At 77.1% G+C, this 15,419-nt stretch carries 11 protein-coding genes; 4 read left to right on the forward strand and 7 right to left on the reverse strand.

Annotated features, from left to right (window positions below; all coding sequences use genetic code 11):
• Positions 1-712: 712 nt before the first annotated feature.
• Positions 713-3,034, forward strand: coding sequence for a bifunctional glycosyltransferase 87/phosphatase PAP2 family protein (locus ACZ7LB_RS01010; protein ID WP_471464559.1), 2,322 nt, complete (start codon positions 713-715; stop codon positions 3,032-3,034).
• On the opposite strand, the gene ACZ7LB_RS01015 is transcribed toward ACZ7LB_RS01010, so the two are convergent.
• The 7 genes from ACZ7LB_RS01015 to ACZ7LB_RS01045 form a co-directional block, all read right to left on the reverse strand.
• Positions 2,988-4,628, reverse strand: a complete 1,641-nt coding sequence (locus tag ACZ7LB_RS01015; protein ID WP_471464561.1) for a hypothetical protein — start codon at positions 4,626-4,628, stop codon at positions 2,988-2,990. The genes ACZ7LB_RS01010 and ACZ7LB_RS01015 overlap by 47 nt on opposite strands.
• Positions 4,629-4,810: 182 nt before the next feature.
• Positions 4,811-5,224 (reverse strand): aggregation-promoting factor C-terminal-like domain-containing protein, encoded by a 414-nt coding sequence (locus tag ACZ7LB_RS01020; RefSeq protein WP_161225011.1) that lies wholly within the window; start codon positions 5,222-5,224, stop codon positions 4,811-4,813.
• 282 nt (positions 5,225-5,506) lie between these two features.
• Positions 5,507-6,358 (reverse strand): ECF transporter S component, encoded by an 852-nt coding sequence (locus ACZ7LB_RS01025; RefSeq protein WP_471464563.1) that lies wholly within the window; start codon positions 6,356-6,358, stop codon positions 5,507-5,509.
• The gene (locus ACZ7LB_RS01030) at positions 6,355-8,064 is read right to left on the reverse strand and encodes an ABC transporter ATP-binding protein (protein WP_471464565.1); all 1,710 of its coding nucleotides are present in this window, start codon (positions 8,062-8,064) and stop codon (positions 6,355-6,357) included. Before ACZ7LB_RS01030 ends, ACZ7LB_RS01025 begins: the two co-directional genes overlap by 4 nt.
• Positions 8,061-9,203 carry a CbiQ family ECF transporter T component gene (locus tag ACZ7LB_RS01035; RefSeq protein WP_471464567.1) on the reverse strand — a complete coding sequence of 381 codons (1,143 nt, stop codon included), beginning with the start codon at positions 9,201-9,203 and terminating at the stop codon, positions 8,061-8,063. The genes ACZ7LB_RS01030 and ACZ7LB_RS01035 overlap by 4 nt, the downstream gene beginning before the upstream one ends.
• 349 nt (positions 9,204-9,552) lie before the next feature.
• On the reverse strand, positions 9,553-10,254 hold the full coding sequence (locus tag ACZ7LB_RS01040; protein WP_471464569.1) for an SCO2322 family protein: 702 nt from the start codon (positions 10,252-10,254) through the stop codon (positions 9,553-9,555).
• Complete coding sequence (locus ACZ7LB_RS01045; protein WP_471464571.1) at positions 10,251-11,510, reverse strand: prenyltransferase/squalene oxidase repeat-containing protein; 1,260 nt, start codon at positions 11,508-11,510, stop codon at positions 10,251-10,253. The genes ACZ7LB_RS01040 and ACZ7LB_RS01045 overlap by 4 nt, the downstream gene beginning before the upstream one ends.
• 675 nt (positions 11,511-12,185) lie before the next feature.
• On the opposite strand from ACZ7LB_RS01045, the gene ACZ7LB_RS01050 reads away from it, so the two are divergent.
• Genes ACZ7LB_RS01050 through ACZ7LB_RS01060 form a run of 3 tightly spaced genes read left to right on the forward strand, consistent with a single transcriptional unit; the run spans position 12,186 to position 15,378 of the window.
• Positions 12,186-13,574: a glycosyltransferase family 4 protein gene (locus ACZ7LB_RS01050; RefSeq protein ID WP_471464573.1), complete on the forward strand. Its 1,389-nt coding sequence runs from the start codon at positions 12,186-12,188 to the stop codon at positions 13,572-13,574.
• Positions 13,568-14,302 carry a class I SAM-dependent methyltransferase gene (locus tag ACZ7LB_RS01055; RefSeq protein WP_161225017.1) on the forward strand — a complete coding sequence of 245 codons (735 nt, stop codon included), beginning with the start codon at positions 13,568-13,570 and terminating at the stop codon, positions 14,300-14,302. Before ACZ7LB_RS01050 ends, ACZ7LB_RS01055 begins: the two co-directional genes overlap by 7 nt.
• On the forward strand, positions 14,299-15,378 hold the full coding sequence (locus ACZ7LB_RS01060; RefSeq protein WP_471464575.1) for a prenyltransferase/squalene oxidase repeat-containing protein: 1,080 nt from the start codon (positions 14,299-14,301) through the stop codon (positions 15,376-15,378). The genes ACZ7LB_RS01055 and ACZ7LB_RS01060 overlap by 4 nt, the downstream gene beginning before the upstream one ends.
• The last annotated feature ends 41 nt before the right edge of the window (positions 15,379-15,419 follow it).

Raw genomic sequence — 15,419 nt, forward strand, 5'->3', positions numbered from 1 at the left:
GCCGGACGCGCCGGACGCGCCGGACGCGCCGGACGCGCCGGACGCGCCGGACGCGCGGAGGCTCCTCGCGCCCGGCCGGGGCGGCGGACGCCTCCGACGGGTCTCCGCGTCCCGCCCGCGCGCTCCGTGGTCCGCCTCCGAGGCCCCGCCCGCGCCTGCGCACCCTGCCCCCGTGAACCCGCCCGCGCCCCCGCGCGCCCCGCGGCCCCGCCCGCACTCCTCCGCGCCCCGCCTCCGTGCCCCCGCCCGCGCCTGCGCGGGACTCGCCGGACGGCCGGGCACCGCGCCGCGCGGCGCCCCGGGGGCAAGCGGTCATGGGCGCCGGTGCGCCGCTCACGCCCGGTATGCTTTTCGTCGCCCATGGCATCGGGAGGGCGCGCGGCGCGCGCGGGCCCGGCCCGTTCCGGCGCGGGCGTCGGCCCGCTCCGGCGGGCGCCCGGCCCGCTCCGGCCTGTGATCCTGCTCGCTCCGCGGGGAAGCGGCTCAACCGCCTCCGCACTATCGTCGTCCGAACGGATGGCGCCCGGAGCGCGGGCGGACGGCCGGCCCGGCCGGGCGGCGGCCGGGGAATTCCGGTCGAACACCGGGCACCTGTCAGGTGAGGCGGGGCTGTCCGGGGTCTGTTTCCAGGGGTGGCGCGGGCCTCATTAGGGTTCGCAAGGACAGCACCGCGCACCGGCGCGGTACGAACGGGGCGGGAGGCCGACGCGGCGTGGCGAATGCGGAGCACAACGGACGACCGGCGGATGCCTTCGGCGCCCCGGCCGCCGACCCGGCCACCGCGCGGCTGCGCACGACACGGCTGGTGCTGTGGCTGCTCGCCGCCCTCCTCGCCGTACGGCAGCTCGCCAGCGTCCTCGGCTCCCCGCGCGGGGAGCGGCTGACGGATCTGGAGACCTGGGTCGGCGCGGGCGGCGTCCTGCACGTCGAGGGCTCGCTCTACGACTCCACCCGGTTCACCGGCACCCCCTTCGTCGGGCTGGTCCTCAAGCCCCTCACCCGCGCGGCCGAGCAGGCCCTCGGCTGGGGCTGGACCTTCGGCTCGCTGCTCCTCGTCGTGGCCCTCGGCCTGGTCGCCGCCCGCGCCCTGCCGCCCCCCGTCGGCCGCCGCACCGCGCTGCTGGCGGCCCCCGTCGCGGTGAGTCTGCTGATGCTCTCGCTGCCGGTCCGCAACGCCCTCTGGCTCGGCCAGACCAGCATCATCCCGGTCCTGCTCGTCCTGCTGGGCTGCTTCACCGTGCGCGGCGAGCGCGCCGGGGGCGTCCTGATCGGCGTCGCCGCCGCCCTCCAGCCCACCCTGCTGCTGTTCGTCCCCCTGCTCTGGTTCACCCGCCGGCGGCACGCCGCCGGTGTCACCGGCGCCGTCTTCGCCGGCTGCACCGCGCTGGCCTGGGCCCTGATGCCCGACGACTCCTACGCCTACTGGGTCCACCACCTGGCCGGGGTCGGGCTGGGCGGCGCGGCCGACGACCTCGCCAACCAGTCGCTGCACGGTGCCCTGCTGCGCCTCGGCATGTCCGGCCCGGCGGAGATCGCCCTCTTCCTCGCCCTCGGCGCCGCCGTCGCGGCCCTCGCCGTGCGCCGCGCCGTGCGCTACGCCCGCGACGGGCAACTGCTGCTCGCGGTCGCCGTCACCGGCTGCGCCGCGGTCGCCGTGTCGCCCACCACCTGGCAGCACCAGCTCCTGTGGGTGCTGCTCGCGCTCGTCGGCCGGGTCGGCAAGCGCGCCTCCGACCGGTACGTGTGGCCCGTCGCCGTCGTCCTCGTGATGACGCTGCCCGCGCGGATGATGCTGCCGAACATGGAGGCCGCCCACCCGCTGCGGGACAACCTGGTGCTGCTGGCCGCGCTGGCCGCGGCCGCCGCGGTGCCCTTCCTGCCCCGCACCTCGCCGTACTTCGACGCGCCCGTCCCCACCCGCTACGCGGACCCGGTGCCCGCCCGCCTGCGGCACGTGCCGCTGCTGCCCTTCCTGCGCCGCGTCCTCACCCGCCCCAACCTGCTGCTGGAACTGCTCCTCATCCGGGTCACCTACGCCGCCTACCAGCAGGTCCGGCTCGCCGCGACCGGCGGCAGCAACTCGGCCGGGCGGTTCCGCGCCGAGCAGCACGGGCACCAGATCCTCGACCTCGAACGCGTGCTGCGCATCGACATCGAGCACGCGGTCAACCACGCCGTGGTCAAGATCGACTGGCTGCGGAACTTCTTCGACTTCTATTACGAATCGTTCCACTTCGTGGTGCCGCTGTCGGTACTGGCCGTCCTGTACTGGCGGCGCCCGGTCGACTACCGCTGGGCCCGCACCGCGCTCGGCTTCACCACCCTGCTGGCCCTGGTCGGCTTCTGGCTCTACCCGCTGGCCCCGCCGCGCCTGATGCCGACCCTCGGCATCATCGACACGGTGCACGGGGTGCAGGACTTCTCCAAGCCCGACTACGGCACGCTGACGGCCCTCACCAACCAGTACGCGGCGATGCCCTCGCTGCACTTCGGCTGGTCGCTGTGGTGCGGTGTGGTGATCGCGGTCATCGCGCCGAGGATGTGGATGAAGGCCCTGGGCCTGCTGCACCCGCTGCTCACCGCCTCGGCCATCGTGGCGACCGGCAACCACTGGGTGCTGGACGCGGTGGGCGGCGCCGCCGTGGTCGCCGGAGGCTTCGGGCTGGCCCACCTGTTCCAGGGGCCGAGGGCCCGCACGGCGAGGGACGCGGCGCTCGCGGGAGCCGTAGGCGGTGCCGGTGCGGCCACCGGTACGGGCGCAGATGCCGTCGCCGCCGTGACCGGGGCACCGGGTGCCGCCGCCGCGCGGGGGACCGCGGGCGGCTCCGGCGGAGCGGGTGGCGGAGCGGGTGCCGGAGCCGGTGGGGGAGCCCCCGGCGCGGACCCGTCCGGCGCCGCCCCCACGGGGGAATCCGCCCCCGACGGTGCCCCGGAGCACGCCCCCGAGGGCACCCCAGGCGTCCCCCGGCCCGCCGCGGAGCCCCCGCTCAGCAGCGGTTCCCCGGCGCGTTCGGCAGACCGTAGCGGGAGCTGATCCGGTACTCGCCCGCCGCCGGGACGGTCAGCCGGGCGAACTCGCCCTCCCGGGCGAGGCACCCGCCGTCCGCCCGGAGCCACGGCGACCAGGCCACCCGCACGGTGGCCGCGCCGGGGCGCTCCATCCGCACCACCATCTCCGCGCCGTCGGAGCGCACCAGGGCGCCGGGCGCGGAGACCAGCGGCACCGCGTCGCGCACCCGGTACACCCGCCAGTTCCGGTCCTTCCACACCGGCTCCAGCCAGTCGGGCCGCAGCGCCGCGTCGCCCACCAGCCGCGCCTCCTCCTCGGCGTACCCGTCGGGCCGGCCGAGCGGCAGCACCACGTAGCCGACCGCCCAGCGGTCCAGCCAGGCCCGGTAGGCCGCGGCGGAGAAGCCGCCGTCGTAGAAGAGGCGGGCGCGCTCGATGTCGAGCTGGCGGTTCCAGCCGCGGGCCATGTTCACGTGCGGGGCGAGGGCGACCGCCTCGCGGTGGTTGCGGGCGGGGACCACCTCGACGCGGGTGCGGTCGGCGCCCAGCCGCTCCAGCTCCCGCACGACGCCCCGGGTGTCGGCGGCCCAGGCCGGGACGTCGGTGGAGACCCGCAGGTCGTCGGCGGTCTTCTTGCCGACCCAGCCGACCGAGAACACCAGCGCGACGACCAGCACCAGGCGCGCCGCCCGCCGTGCCGGGGGAGCGGTGAGCAGGGCGGCCAGCAGCACGGCCGGGGCGAGCAGCTCCGCCAGCCGCTCCACGTTGGTGCCCACCGGCGAGGCGATCAGATACGTCAGCACGGTCCCCGCCGCGTACACGGCACCGCCCCAGCGGGCGGCCCGCCAGGCGGGCGGGGCCAGCAGCGCGACCGCCAGCCCCAGCAGCGCGGGCGGCCAGATCCGGGCGGCGGGCATCAGGTGCTCCCCGGTGAAGGGGAAGAGCAGAGTGGTCAGCCCGACCACGACGGCCGGCGGCACCAGCAGCACCAGGGCCCGCCCCACCTCCCGGACCAGCAGGTACCCGGCCCCGGCGACGGCGAGGAACAGCCCGGCCACCGGGGAGGCCATGGTCGCCAGCGCCGCGCACCCGGCGGCGGTCACCAGCCGCCGCCGTCCGGTCAGCGCCAGGCAGGCGGCCAGTCCGAGGGCGACCCCGAGGGCGAAGGTGGTCCGGCCCGAGGCGACGTTGCACCACAGGGCCAGCGAGGCCAGCAGCGCGGGCCACAGCGGGCGCCGCACCCCCGCCCGCGCCAGCAGCGCCGCCGCCAGCCAGGAGGCCGCCAGCCCGGACGCGACGGTGACCGTCCGCACCCCGAGGAGGGCCATCAGGTACGGGGATATGACGCTGTAGTTGGCGGTGTGCGTGCCCCCGTACCAGAACAGCCCGTACGCCGACGACCCGTGCCGGGAGGCGAAGTCCGCCCACGCCTGCTGGGCGGCCAGATCCCCGCCGCCGGTGGCGAGGACGGCCCACCACAGCGCGTACAGCGGCAGCAGGGGCAGGGTGGCGAGGAGCGGGACGCGGTGGCGCTGCCACAGGGTGCGCGGGAGGCCGCGGAGGCGTCCCCCGGTCCGGGACGCGGGCGGCCGGGAGGCGGTGGGCTCGGCAGGGGCCACGGTGGGGAGGTTCCGTTCGGAGTCGTCGGCGGGCACGGCGGGGCACGTGCGGGGACGTCAATTCGAACAGACGCGTCGGTACGGCGAACGGCGGCCCCCCGTGAACCGGGGGGCCGCCGTTCGCCGCGCGGGCGCGGGGGCCGGTGGCCGGGCGCGGGCTCCCGGGCGGGAGCCGGGCCGGGTCAGTACCAGCCGTGGGACTGCCAGAAGGTCCAGGCGTCGCAGGCGCTGCCGTAGCGGTCCTTCATGTAGTCCACGCCCCACTTGATCTGGGTGGCCGGGTTGGTCCGCCAGTCGGACCCGGCGGAGGCCATCTTGGACGCGGGCAGGGCCTGGACCAGGCCGTAGGCGCCGCTGGAGGCGTTGGTGGCGGTGACGTTCCAGCTGCTCTCGTGCTGGACGATCCGGTCGAAGCACTGGTACTCGGCCGCGTTGCCGATCATCTTCTTCGCGGTCGCCTGCGCCGAGGAGGCCGGGGCCGCGGCCTGGGCGGGCGCGGCGGCGATCAGCGTGCCGCAGGCGGCGGCGGCCACGGTGACACCGGCGAGGGCCTTCTTCGGGGCGGTGACACGGCGGAGGAGGGAGACGGCGGTCAAGGCGGTGCCTTTCGTCGGGGTCGGGGGCGTCGGCGCGCACCGTCCGCGTCGGAGCGGCCCGGTACACGTCGGCGCCTCGGCCCGTGGGGGCGTCGGCGCCTGGCGACGGCTCCAGAGAAACAGGCCGGAAGATCCTCCGCAATCACCCCTTTTGCTAGTGGAGTTCGTATGTGGGGTGGTGCGTGGTGCTGTGACCCGGCTCTCACCGCCCAGGTCAGAGCGGTGCGCGGAGATCGCGGGGGCGCCCCGGCGGCTACGAGGCGGGATCGTAGGTGAGCCGCGTCACGTGGGGCGGCTCACCCCGCCGGACTCCCCGAAGGTGACCGGCGCCTCGAAGGCCGCCCGCCGGGTGGCCCGGCGCAGCGCCTTCAGCACGGTGGTGCCCAGCGTCAGGGTCAGCACCACCGTCAGCACCGCCCGGCCGCCGTCCCAGCCCAGCGAGGTGGCCAGGCAGTACGCCAGGAAGCGGGCCAGGTTGGCGGAGACCGACGCGTCCGGGTCGAAGGCGATGTTCGACGACAGGGTGTTCATGAACGTCCAGCCCGCGAGGTTCGTCGCCGTCCCGTAGGCGAAGGACGCCACGAAGCCGTAGGCGGCCAGCAGGAGCAGCTCCGCGCGGCCCCGCAGCCGGTCGGGGAGGGGCAGCAGGCCCGCCCCCATGGTGAACCAGCCCATCGACAGCATCTGGAACGGCATCCACGGCCCCACCCCGCCGGTCAGCAGCGCGGAGGCGAACATGGTGAGCGAGCCCAGCACGAAGCCGAAGCCCGGCCCGAGGACCCGGCCGCTGAGCAGCATCAGGAAGAACATCGGCTCCAGGCCGCCGGTGCCCGCGCCGAGCGGGCGCAGCGCCGCGCCGGTCGCCGCGAGGACGCCGAGCATGGCCACCGCCTTGGGGCCGAGGCCCGCCTCCGAGATGGTCGCCGCCAGCACCGCCACCATCAGCACCAGCAGCCCGGCGAACAGCCACGGGGCGTCCTGGGAGTGGGCGTTCAGGGAGGCCTCGGGCGGGGCGAGGAAGGGCCAGCCGAGGCCGCCCAGGCCCACCGCGCTGACCAGGACCAGGGCGGCGACGGAACGGGGGCCCAGCCGGACGGCCCGGACCCGGCGCTCGCGCGGTGCCTCGGCGCTCATGCCAGGGCCCGCCTGACCTGCGCGACCGTCAGCCACTTCCGCGGGGCCAGCACCTTGGCCACCTGCGGGGCGAAGGACGGCGAGGCGACCACCACGTCGGCCGCCGGACCGTCGGCGATGACCTCGCCCTCGGCCAGCAGCACCACCCGGTCGGCCAGCTCGGCGGCCAGCTCCACGTCGTGCGTGGCCAGCACGACGGCGTGCCCCTCGGCGGCCAGCGCGCGCAGGATCGCGGCCAGCCGCGCCTTGGCCGCGTAGTCCAGGCCGCGCGTCGGCTCGTCCAGCAGGAGCAGCGGCGGGCGGGCGGCCAGCACCACGGAGAGGGCGAGGGTGAGCCGCTGGCCCTCCGAGAGGTCCCGCGGATGGGTGTCGTCGGCGACGCCGGGCAGCAGCCGCTCCAGCAGCGACCGGCAGGTGCCGGGCTCCGCCCCCGCGTCCCGGTCGGCCGCCGCGCACTCGGCGGCGACGGTGTCGGCGTAGAGCAGGTCGCGCGGCTCCTGCGGCACCAGGCCGACCCGGCGCACCAGCTCCGGGGGCGCCATCAGGTGCGGTACGGCGCCGCAGGCGCGGACCGATCCGGAGGCCGGGGCGACCAGGCCGACCAGCGCGGACAGCAGGGTGGACTTCCCGGCGCCGTTGCGGCCCATCAGGGCGACGGTCTCGCCGGGGGAGACGGTCAGGTCCACCTCGCGCAGCGCCTCGACGCGGTCGCGCCGCACGGCCAGCCCGCGGACCTCGGCCGCGTACCGGGCGGCCCCGTCCGGCGCCCCGCCCGGGGGCCTGCGGCGGCGCAGCCGGGACAGGACCGGGGTGCGGGCGCCGCGGGCGGGCGGCGGGGCGGTGGACGCGGGGAGGGCGCGGGCCGGGAGGGCGCGTCGCGGTGGCTCCCGGTCGGCGAGCCGGGCCCGCAGCGGGGCCGCCCGGCGGCGGGCGTCGCGGACCGTCAGCGGCAGCGGCGACCAGTGCGCGAGCCGGCCCAGCTCCACCACCGGCGGGTACACCGGCGACACCGCCATCACCTCGGCCGGGGTGCCCAGCACGGGGGCCGCGCCGGGGGAGGGCAGCAGCACGACCCGGTCGGCGTACTGGACGACGCGCTCCAGGCGGTGCTCGGCCATCAGCACGGTGGTGCCGAGGTCGTGGACCAGGCGCTGGAGGACGGCGAGGACCTCCTCGGCGGCGGCCGGGTCCAGCGCGGACGTCGGCTCGTCGAGGACCAGCACCCGGGGGTGCGGGGTGAGCACCGAGCCGATCGCCACCCGCTGCCGCTGGCCGCCGGAGAGGGTGGCGATGGAGCGGTCCCGCAGGTCGGACAGGCCGAGCAGGTCGAGGGTCTCCTCGACGCGGCGGCGCATCACGTCCGGCGCGAGCCCGAGGGACTCCATGCCGTAGGCCAGCTCCTCCTCGACGGTGTCGGTGACGAAGTGCGCCAGCGGGTCCTGGCCCACCGTGCCCACCACGTCGGCCAGTTCGCGCGGCTTGTGGGTACGGGTGTCGCGCCCGGCCACGGTGACCCGGCCGCGCAGGGTCCCGCCGGTGAAGTGCGGCACGAGTCCGCCGACCGCGCCGAGCACGGTGGACTTGCCGACCCCGGAGGGGCCCGCCAGCAGGACGAGTTCGCCCTCGGGCACCTCGAAGTCGACGCCCCGGACGGTCGGTCCGGCCGCCCCGTCGTAGGTCACGGAGACATCCTCGAAGCGGATCACGACGGCTCCTCGACGGGCTGGGCGGTGGGGGACGCGGGGGCGGTGCCGGGGGCCGGGCCGCGGGCGGCACGGACGGTGCGGGGCGCGGGGCCGGGACCGGGCGCGGGGGTGACCAGGGCCGGGAGCAGCCCGAGCAGCACGGCCGCCGCCGGCCACAGCGGCAGCGACGGCGCGACCAGCGGGACCACGCCCGGGTGCAGCGCGTCCGGGTCGCGGACGGAGGCCAGGAACAGCAGCGCGGCGACGGCCGCGCCGGAACCGGCGACCAGGACGGCGCGGGCGTCCCAGCGGTCGGGGCGGTAGCGGGTGCGCGGCGAGCGGCGCCCGCCGAGCCACAGCCCGGCGACCGCGGCGGCCACCCCGCCCGCCAGCACCGGGACGCCGTAGGAGCCGCCCGCCGCGGTCATCACCCCGTACGTCCCCGCGCACACGCCGAGCAGTCCCCCCAGGGTGAGGGCGGCGGTGGTGCGGCGGACCCGGGCCGGGACCCGCGCGGTGCGGCCGTAGCCCCGGGCGTCCATCGCGGCGGCCAGCGCGACCGAGCGCTCCAGCGCCCCCTCCAGCACCGGCAGCCCCACCTGGAGCAGCCCCCGCACGCCCCGGTCGGGGCGGCCGCGCAGCCGCCGGGCGGCCCGCAGTCGCTGGACGTCGGCGATCAGCCCGGGCGCGAAGGTCAGCGCCACGACCACGGCGACGCCCGCCTCGTACAGCGCGCCCGGCAGGGACTTCAGCAGCCGGGACGGGTTGGCCAGCGCGTTGGCGGCGCCCACGCAGATCAGCAGCGCGGCCAGCTTCATGGCGTCGTACAGGGAGAAGACGAGCGCCTCGGCGGTGACCCGGCCGCCGAGACGGATGCCCTGCGCCCAGCCGGGCAGCGGGATCTCGGGGAGCGTCACCACGGTGTGGGCGCCGGGGATGGGGGAGCCGAGGACCACGGTGAACAGGAGGCGGACGGCCAGCACGGCGAGGGCCAGCTTGACGAAGGCGCCGTAGGAGCGGGACCAGGGGGTGTGCGGGCGGCGGGTGGTGACGACGTAGGCGGAGACGGCGACGAGCAGCGCCAGCAGCAGCGGGTTGGTGGTGCGGGTGGCGGCGGTGCCCAGGCCGAGCGCCCAGAGCCACCAGGCGCCGGGGTGCACCGAGACCGGGGGGCGGCGGGGACCGGGGGCGCCGGTTCCGGGGGCGCGGCGTCCGGGCCCCGGGGCGCGGGGGCCCGGGGCACGGAGATCCGTGGCGGCGGTGCGGGCGCCCGTGCCGGGCGCGCCGGCGCGGGCGCCGTTCGCGGACGCGGTGGTGCCGTTCCCGGCGGCGGCGGGGGGCCGGGGGCCGGGGCCGGGGAGGCCGGGGGCGGTGCCGGGCGGTGTGGCGCGGGGCCGGCTCCCCGCGCCCGCGGGCAGTCGGCCGCCCGGCGGGAGCGGGGGCGGCGGGGGGCCGGTGAGGGGGCGGTCCGGCGGCCGGGGCGGTCCGGCGGCGGGGCCGGGCGCGGGTTCAGCGGGACGCATTCCCGCGCCGCCTCGCCTGCCAGACGGCGGCCCCGCCCAGGACCGCCACCACCGCGACGCCCGCGAACAGGCCGACCGACGGGCCGCCGCCGCCCGTCCCTCCGGTGCTGTCCGGGGCGGTGGCGGCGGACTCCCCGGCGCCACCGCCCTCGGCGGCGTCCGCGGAGCCCTTCGCGGCGTCCCGCCCGGTGACCTGTTCGCCGCAGCCCGTCCTCGGGTAGCCGGCGATGGCGCAGAGCAGGGCGCTGGAGTCGTAGCGCAGCGGGCCCGCCACGGCGGCCAGGGCCTCGGCGGTGGTGGCGTCCGGGGCGACGCGGGCGCAGGCGGTGCGGCCGGCGGGCGGGGCCGCGCCGTCGGGGGCGTCCGCGGCCGTGCCGAAGTCGAGGACGAGCGCCACCCGCTTGCGGCCCTCCTCGGCCGGGGTCCGCGCGCAGATCGCCGCGAAGTCCGCGGTGCCGCGCGGCGTGGCGGCGTCGGCGGAGTCCTCGCTGACCGCGAAGCGCAGGCCCTGGACGTCGCCGTCGGAGGGACGGGCGGTGGAGGGGCCCTGGGTGGCGTAGACCCAGCGGTCGCCGTCGCGGTCCCAGAAGGACCAGTAGCGGTACCCGGCGGCCTGGGCCTGGGCCGCGTTCCCGAGGAGCAGGAGCAGGAGGGCGGCCAGGACGAGCGGTGCGGCGCGGCGTATCACGACCCGGACTTCCGGTTGCGGCCGCTGAGCAGGAAGCCGATGCCCACGCCGAAGACCAGGCAGACGCCCACGAACCACCAGACGCCGAAGCCGGAGTCGTCCTTCTCGTCGTTCTTCTTCTCGTCCTTCTTGTCCTTGGCGCCGTCCTCGCCGGGCGTCTCGGCGCCCGCCTTGAAGCCCTCCGGGGCGGGGCCCAGGGCGTTCAGGGCGCTCACCAGATCGGTGCCGCCGAAGTCGCGCGGGTCGGTGCCGGTGGCGTGGGCGGCCAGGATGAGCTGGGCGTAGGCGGCGGGGCCGCTCCGCTCGGCCCACGTCCCGGCGTTCTTCTCCAGCCAGGCCAGCGGTCCGGCCGCGCTCGCGGCCCCGCTCCGCGCGGCGAGCGCCACCACGGTGTCGGCGGTGTTGCCCACGTCGGGCTGGTCCTCGGCACCGGGGAGGGAGGAGGTGAGGTGGCCGTCCTCGGCCACGGCCCGCGCGAGGTGGGCGGCGCCGTTGGCGGCGGCCTGCTCCCGCGTCGCGGGGGCCGCGCAGGCGGGGGCGGTGCCGTCGGCCTTGCCGGGCCCGGTGACCAGGCCCTTGCCGAGGGCGGCGAGGACCGCGGCGGCGGTGGCGTCCTCGTTGGCCGTCAGCTTGCCGTCCTTGTCCGGCTGGTAGGCGAAGGCGCCGTCGCCCTTGTCCTTGGCGCAGGGCAGGGCGAAGGTCAGCAGGGCGTCGTAGGGCGACCTGCCGCCCTTGACGGTGGTGGCCGGGTCGGCGCCGGTGGCGGCCAGGGCGCCGATGACCACGGCGGTGGAGTTGGCGTCGCTCGGGGAGCCGGGGGTGTAGCCCCAGCCGCCGTCCTCGTTCTGCGCGGAGGACAGCCACTTGACAGCGTCGCCGACCGCCTTGTCGTGTCCGCCGAGGGCGGCGAGCGCCTGGACGGCGACGGCCGTGCTGTTGCTGTCGACCATCGTGCCGGTGCCGCACGCCGCGTCCGGGTCGGCGCGGAAGGCGGCGAAGGAGCCGTCGGCGCACTGCTGCCCGGTGAGCCAGGCCACGGCCCGCTTCGACGGGACCATGCGCACGGTGTCCTGCGCGAGCAGGGTCAGGGACTGGCGCCAGACGCCGTCGTACTGGGGGTCGGCCTTCCCGTAGAGCCCGGGCGGCGTGCCGGGGGAGGCGGAGGGCGACGGATCGGCGGCGACCGCGGGTGCGGCGGCGCCACCGAGTACGGCCATGGCGGCCAGGACCCCGGCGCTGCGACGGCGGACGTTCATGATCGGCGGCTGCCTTCCCTGTGCGGGACCGGCAGCACGGGGCACCCCCGGGCGGCTCGGCCCCGTGTGCCTCGACGGTGGCCGTGCTCCGGCGGCGCCGGTGCACGTGAGCCGGTCACGTCCGCACGGGGCAGTCCGGCTCACCGTCCGCGCCGCGGGGCGGCGGGCGGTTCACGGTTGCGGGTCAGCGCCGGAATTGCACCGGCTTCCCCCCGTACGGGTGTGATGACGACGCCGCCACTTTACCCGTACGGCGCAAGGGGGCCGAGGAGCGGTCCGGAAAGCTGGGACCCGGGTCACGGGTTCCGGCCCGGGGCTCCGGGTGCCGCCCGCGGGGCGCGCGCGGCACCCGGCCGGGCGCCTCCTCCGGGCGGCCAGGACCTCACCGCGAGCCAGGTCCCTCACGCGCGCTTCCGCCTCGGTGAACGGGCAGCCGCGGGCTCCCGGCACCCGTCCGGCCCAGTGGCCCGCCCCCCGCCGCGCGGCTGCGCGGGGGCCGTCCGGCGCACCGCCGGGACCCCGGTCCGCCGTGGCGCGAATCACCCGATCCACCGCGCACCCCCGGGCTACCTGCCGGTAGATTCGGAGCCTCCGAGTGATCAACTCCGAAACTTGTTCCAGATCAGATGCCCGGCGTAGTCTCGCGGGACGGTGCGGTGGAGAAGGGGGCCCAGGGTGACCGCTGAGGCCAGTCAGGCGGGTCCCGGTCCGGAGCCCGCCGCCGACGGCTTGCGACCGCTCCGCGTCGCACTGCTCACCTACAAGGGGAACCCGTTCTGCGGCGGCCAGGGCGTCTACGTCCGCCACCTCTCGCGCGAACTGGCCCGCCTCGGCCACCGGGTCGAGGTCATCGGCGCCCAGCCCTACCCCGTCCTCGACACCCTCGACGACGCCCCCGGCGGCCGGCTCTCCCTCACCGAACTGCCCAGCCTCGACCTCTACCGGCAGCCCGACCCCTTCCGCACCCCCGGCCGCGGCGAGTACCGCGACTGGGTCGACGCGCTGGAGGTCGCCACCATGTGGACCGGCGGCTTCCCCGAGCCGCTCACCTTCTCCCTGCGCGCCCGCCGCCATCTGCGCGCCCGACGCGGCGAGTTCGACGTCGTCCACGACAACCAGACCCTCGGATACGGGCTGCTGGGCGATGTCGGCGCCCCCCTCGTCACCACCGTCCACCACCCCATCACCGTGGACCGGCGACTCGAGCTGGACGCCGCAGGGAGCCGGGCCCGCCGCTACTCCGTGCGCCGCTGGTACGCCTTCACCCGCATGCAGAAGCGGGTGGCCCGCCGCCTGCCCTCGGTGCTCACCGTCTCCGGCACCTCCCGCCAGGAGATCATCGACCACCTCGGCGTCCGCGGCGACCGCGTCCACGTCGTCCACATCGGCGCCGACACCGACCTGTTCTCGCCCGACCCCTCCGTGCCCAAGGTGCCCGGCCGGATCGTCACCACCTCCAGCGCCGACGTGCCCCTCAAGGGACTGGTCTTCCTCGTCGAGGCGCTGGCCAAGGCACGCACCGAACGGCCCGGCGCCCACCTCGTCGTCGTCGGCGGTCGGCCCGCCGAGGGCCCCGTCGCCCGCGCGATCGAACGCCACGGCCTCGACGGCGCCGTCGAGTTCGTCAAGGGCATCACCGACGCCGAACTCGTCCGCCTGGTGCGCTCCGCCGAGGTCGCCTGCGTGCCCTCCCTCTACGAGGGGTTCTCGCTGCCCGCGGCCGAGGCCATGGCCACCGGCACCCCCCTGCTCGCCACCACCGGCGGCGCCGTCCCCGAGGTCGCCGGACCCGACGGCGGGACCTGCCTCGCGGTGCCGCCCGGCGACGCCGGGGCGCTGGCCGCCGGGCTCGTCCGGCTCCTCGGCGACCCCGAGCTGAGGGCCCGGCTCGGCGCCGCCGGACGCGCGCGCGTGCTGCGCCGCTTCACCTGGGCCCGCGCCGCCGAGGGGACCGTCGCCCACTACCGCGAGGCCCTCGGCCGGGCGGCGGCCGTCCCCGCGACCACCCCCGGGGCCCCGACCAGTGACACCGGCGTCTACCCCGAAAGCAGGGCCACGTGCTGACCGTCGACTTCTCCCGGTTCCCGCTCGCCCCGGGCGACCGCGTCCTGGACCTCGGCTGCGGCGCCGGCCGGCACGCGTTCGAGTGCTACCGGCGCGGCGCCCGGGTCGTGGCGCTGGACCGGAACGCCGAGGAGATCCGCGAGGTCGCCGCCTGGTTCGCCGCGATGAAGGAGGCCGGTGAGGCCCCGGCCGGGGCCACCGCCACCGCCCTGGAGGGCGACGCCCTCGCCCTGCCCTTCCCCGACGAGTCCTTCGACGTGGTCATCGTCTCCGAGGTGATGGAGCACATCCCCGACGACAAGGGCGTCCTCGCCGAGATGGTCCGCGTCCTCAGGCCCGGCGGGCGGATCGCCGTCACCGTGCCGCGCTACGGCCCCGAGAAGGTCTGCTGGGCGCTGTCCGACGCCTACCACGAGGTCGAGGGCGGCCACATCCGCATCTACCGCGCAGAGGACCTCCTCGCCCGCATCCGCGAGGCCGGCCTGCGCCCCTACGGCACCCACCACGCGCACGCCCTGCACGCGCCCTACTGGTGGCTGAAGTGCGCCTTCGGCGTCGACAACGACCGGGCCCTCCCGGTGCGCGCCTACCACAAGCTGCTGGTCTGGGACATCATGAAGAAGCCGCTGGCCACCCGGGTCGCCGAGCAGGCCCTGAACCCGCTGATCGGCAAGAGCTTCGTGGCCTACGCGACCAAGCCGCACCTGCCGCCGGTGGACGCCGCGTGACCACGTCCCGCACCCCCCGCACCGAACACCTGGTCCTGCCCGGCGTCCTCACCGCCGAACAGGCCGAGGCCACCGTCCGCGGCATCCTCGCCCTCCAGCGCGAGGACGGCGCCATCCCCTGGTTCCGCGGCCACCACCTCGACCCCTGGGACCACGTCGAGGCCGCGATGGCCCTGGACGCGGCCGGCCGCCACCAGGAGGCCGCCCGCGCCTACGCCTGGCTGGCCCGGCACCAGAACCCGGACGGCTCCTGGTACGCCGCCTACGCCGACGGCGCCCACGACGACGTCACCGACCGGGGCCGGGAGACCAACTTCGTCGCCTACGCCGCCGTCGGCATCTGGCACCACTACCTCTCCACCGGCGACGACACCTTCCTGGACCGGATGTGGCCGGTGGTCGTCGCCGCCGTCGAGTTCGTCCTGCGCCTCCAACTGCCCGGCGGCCAGCTCGGCTGGCGCCGCGACGAGGACGGCACCGCCGCCACCGACGCCCTGCTGACCGGCAGTTCCTCCGTCCACCACGCGCTGCGCTGCGCCCTGGCCATCGCCGAGCAGCGCGAGGAGCCCCAGCCCGACTGGGAACTGGCGGCGGGCGCCCTGCGGCACGCCATCCGGCGCCACCCCGAGCGGTTCCTCGACAAGGACCGCTACTCGATGGACTGGTACTACCCGGTGCTCGGCGGCGCGATCGAGGGGGACGAGGCCCGCTCCCGCATCGCGGGGGACTGGGACCGCTTCGTCGTCCCGGGCCTCGGGGTGCGCTGCGTCGTCCCCAACCCCTGGGTGACCGGCGGCGAGTCGGCCGAACTGGCGCTCGCCCTCTGGGCGGTGGGCGAATCCGACCGGGCCCTGGAGATCCTCCAGTCCATCCAGCACCTCCGCGACCCGGAGAGCGGCCTGTACTGGACCGGCTACGTCTTCGACGACGACACCGTCTGGCCCCGCGAGCTGACGAGCTGGACGGCCGGCTCGCTGCTCCTGGCCGTCGCCGCGCTCGGCGGACACGAGGCCACCTGCCGGATCTTCTCCGGCGACCTGCTGCCCCGGGGCCTGGACCCCGACTGCTGCGACTGACCTCCCGCACCTACGCGGACGGCCTCCCGCCCCCCGAGTAC

The organism is Streptomyces sp. NPDC107521 (assembly GCF_055598485.1).

Excerpts from the sequence above, each read along its gene's own strand:
- ACZ7LB_RS01045 (WP_471464571.1), bottom strand. The coding sequence starts at position 11,510 with ATGAACGTCCGCCGTCGCAGCGCCGGGGTCCTGGCCGCCATGGCCGTA.
- ACZ7LB_RS01025 (WP_471464563.1), bottom strand. The coding sequence starts at position 6,358 with ATGAGCGCCGAGGCACCGCGCGAGCGCCGGGTCCGGGCCGTCCGGCTG.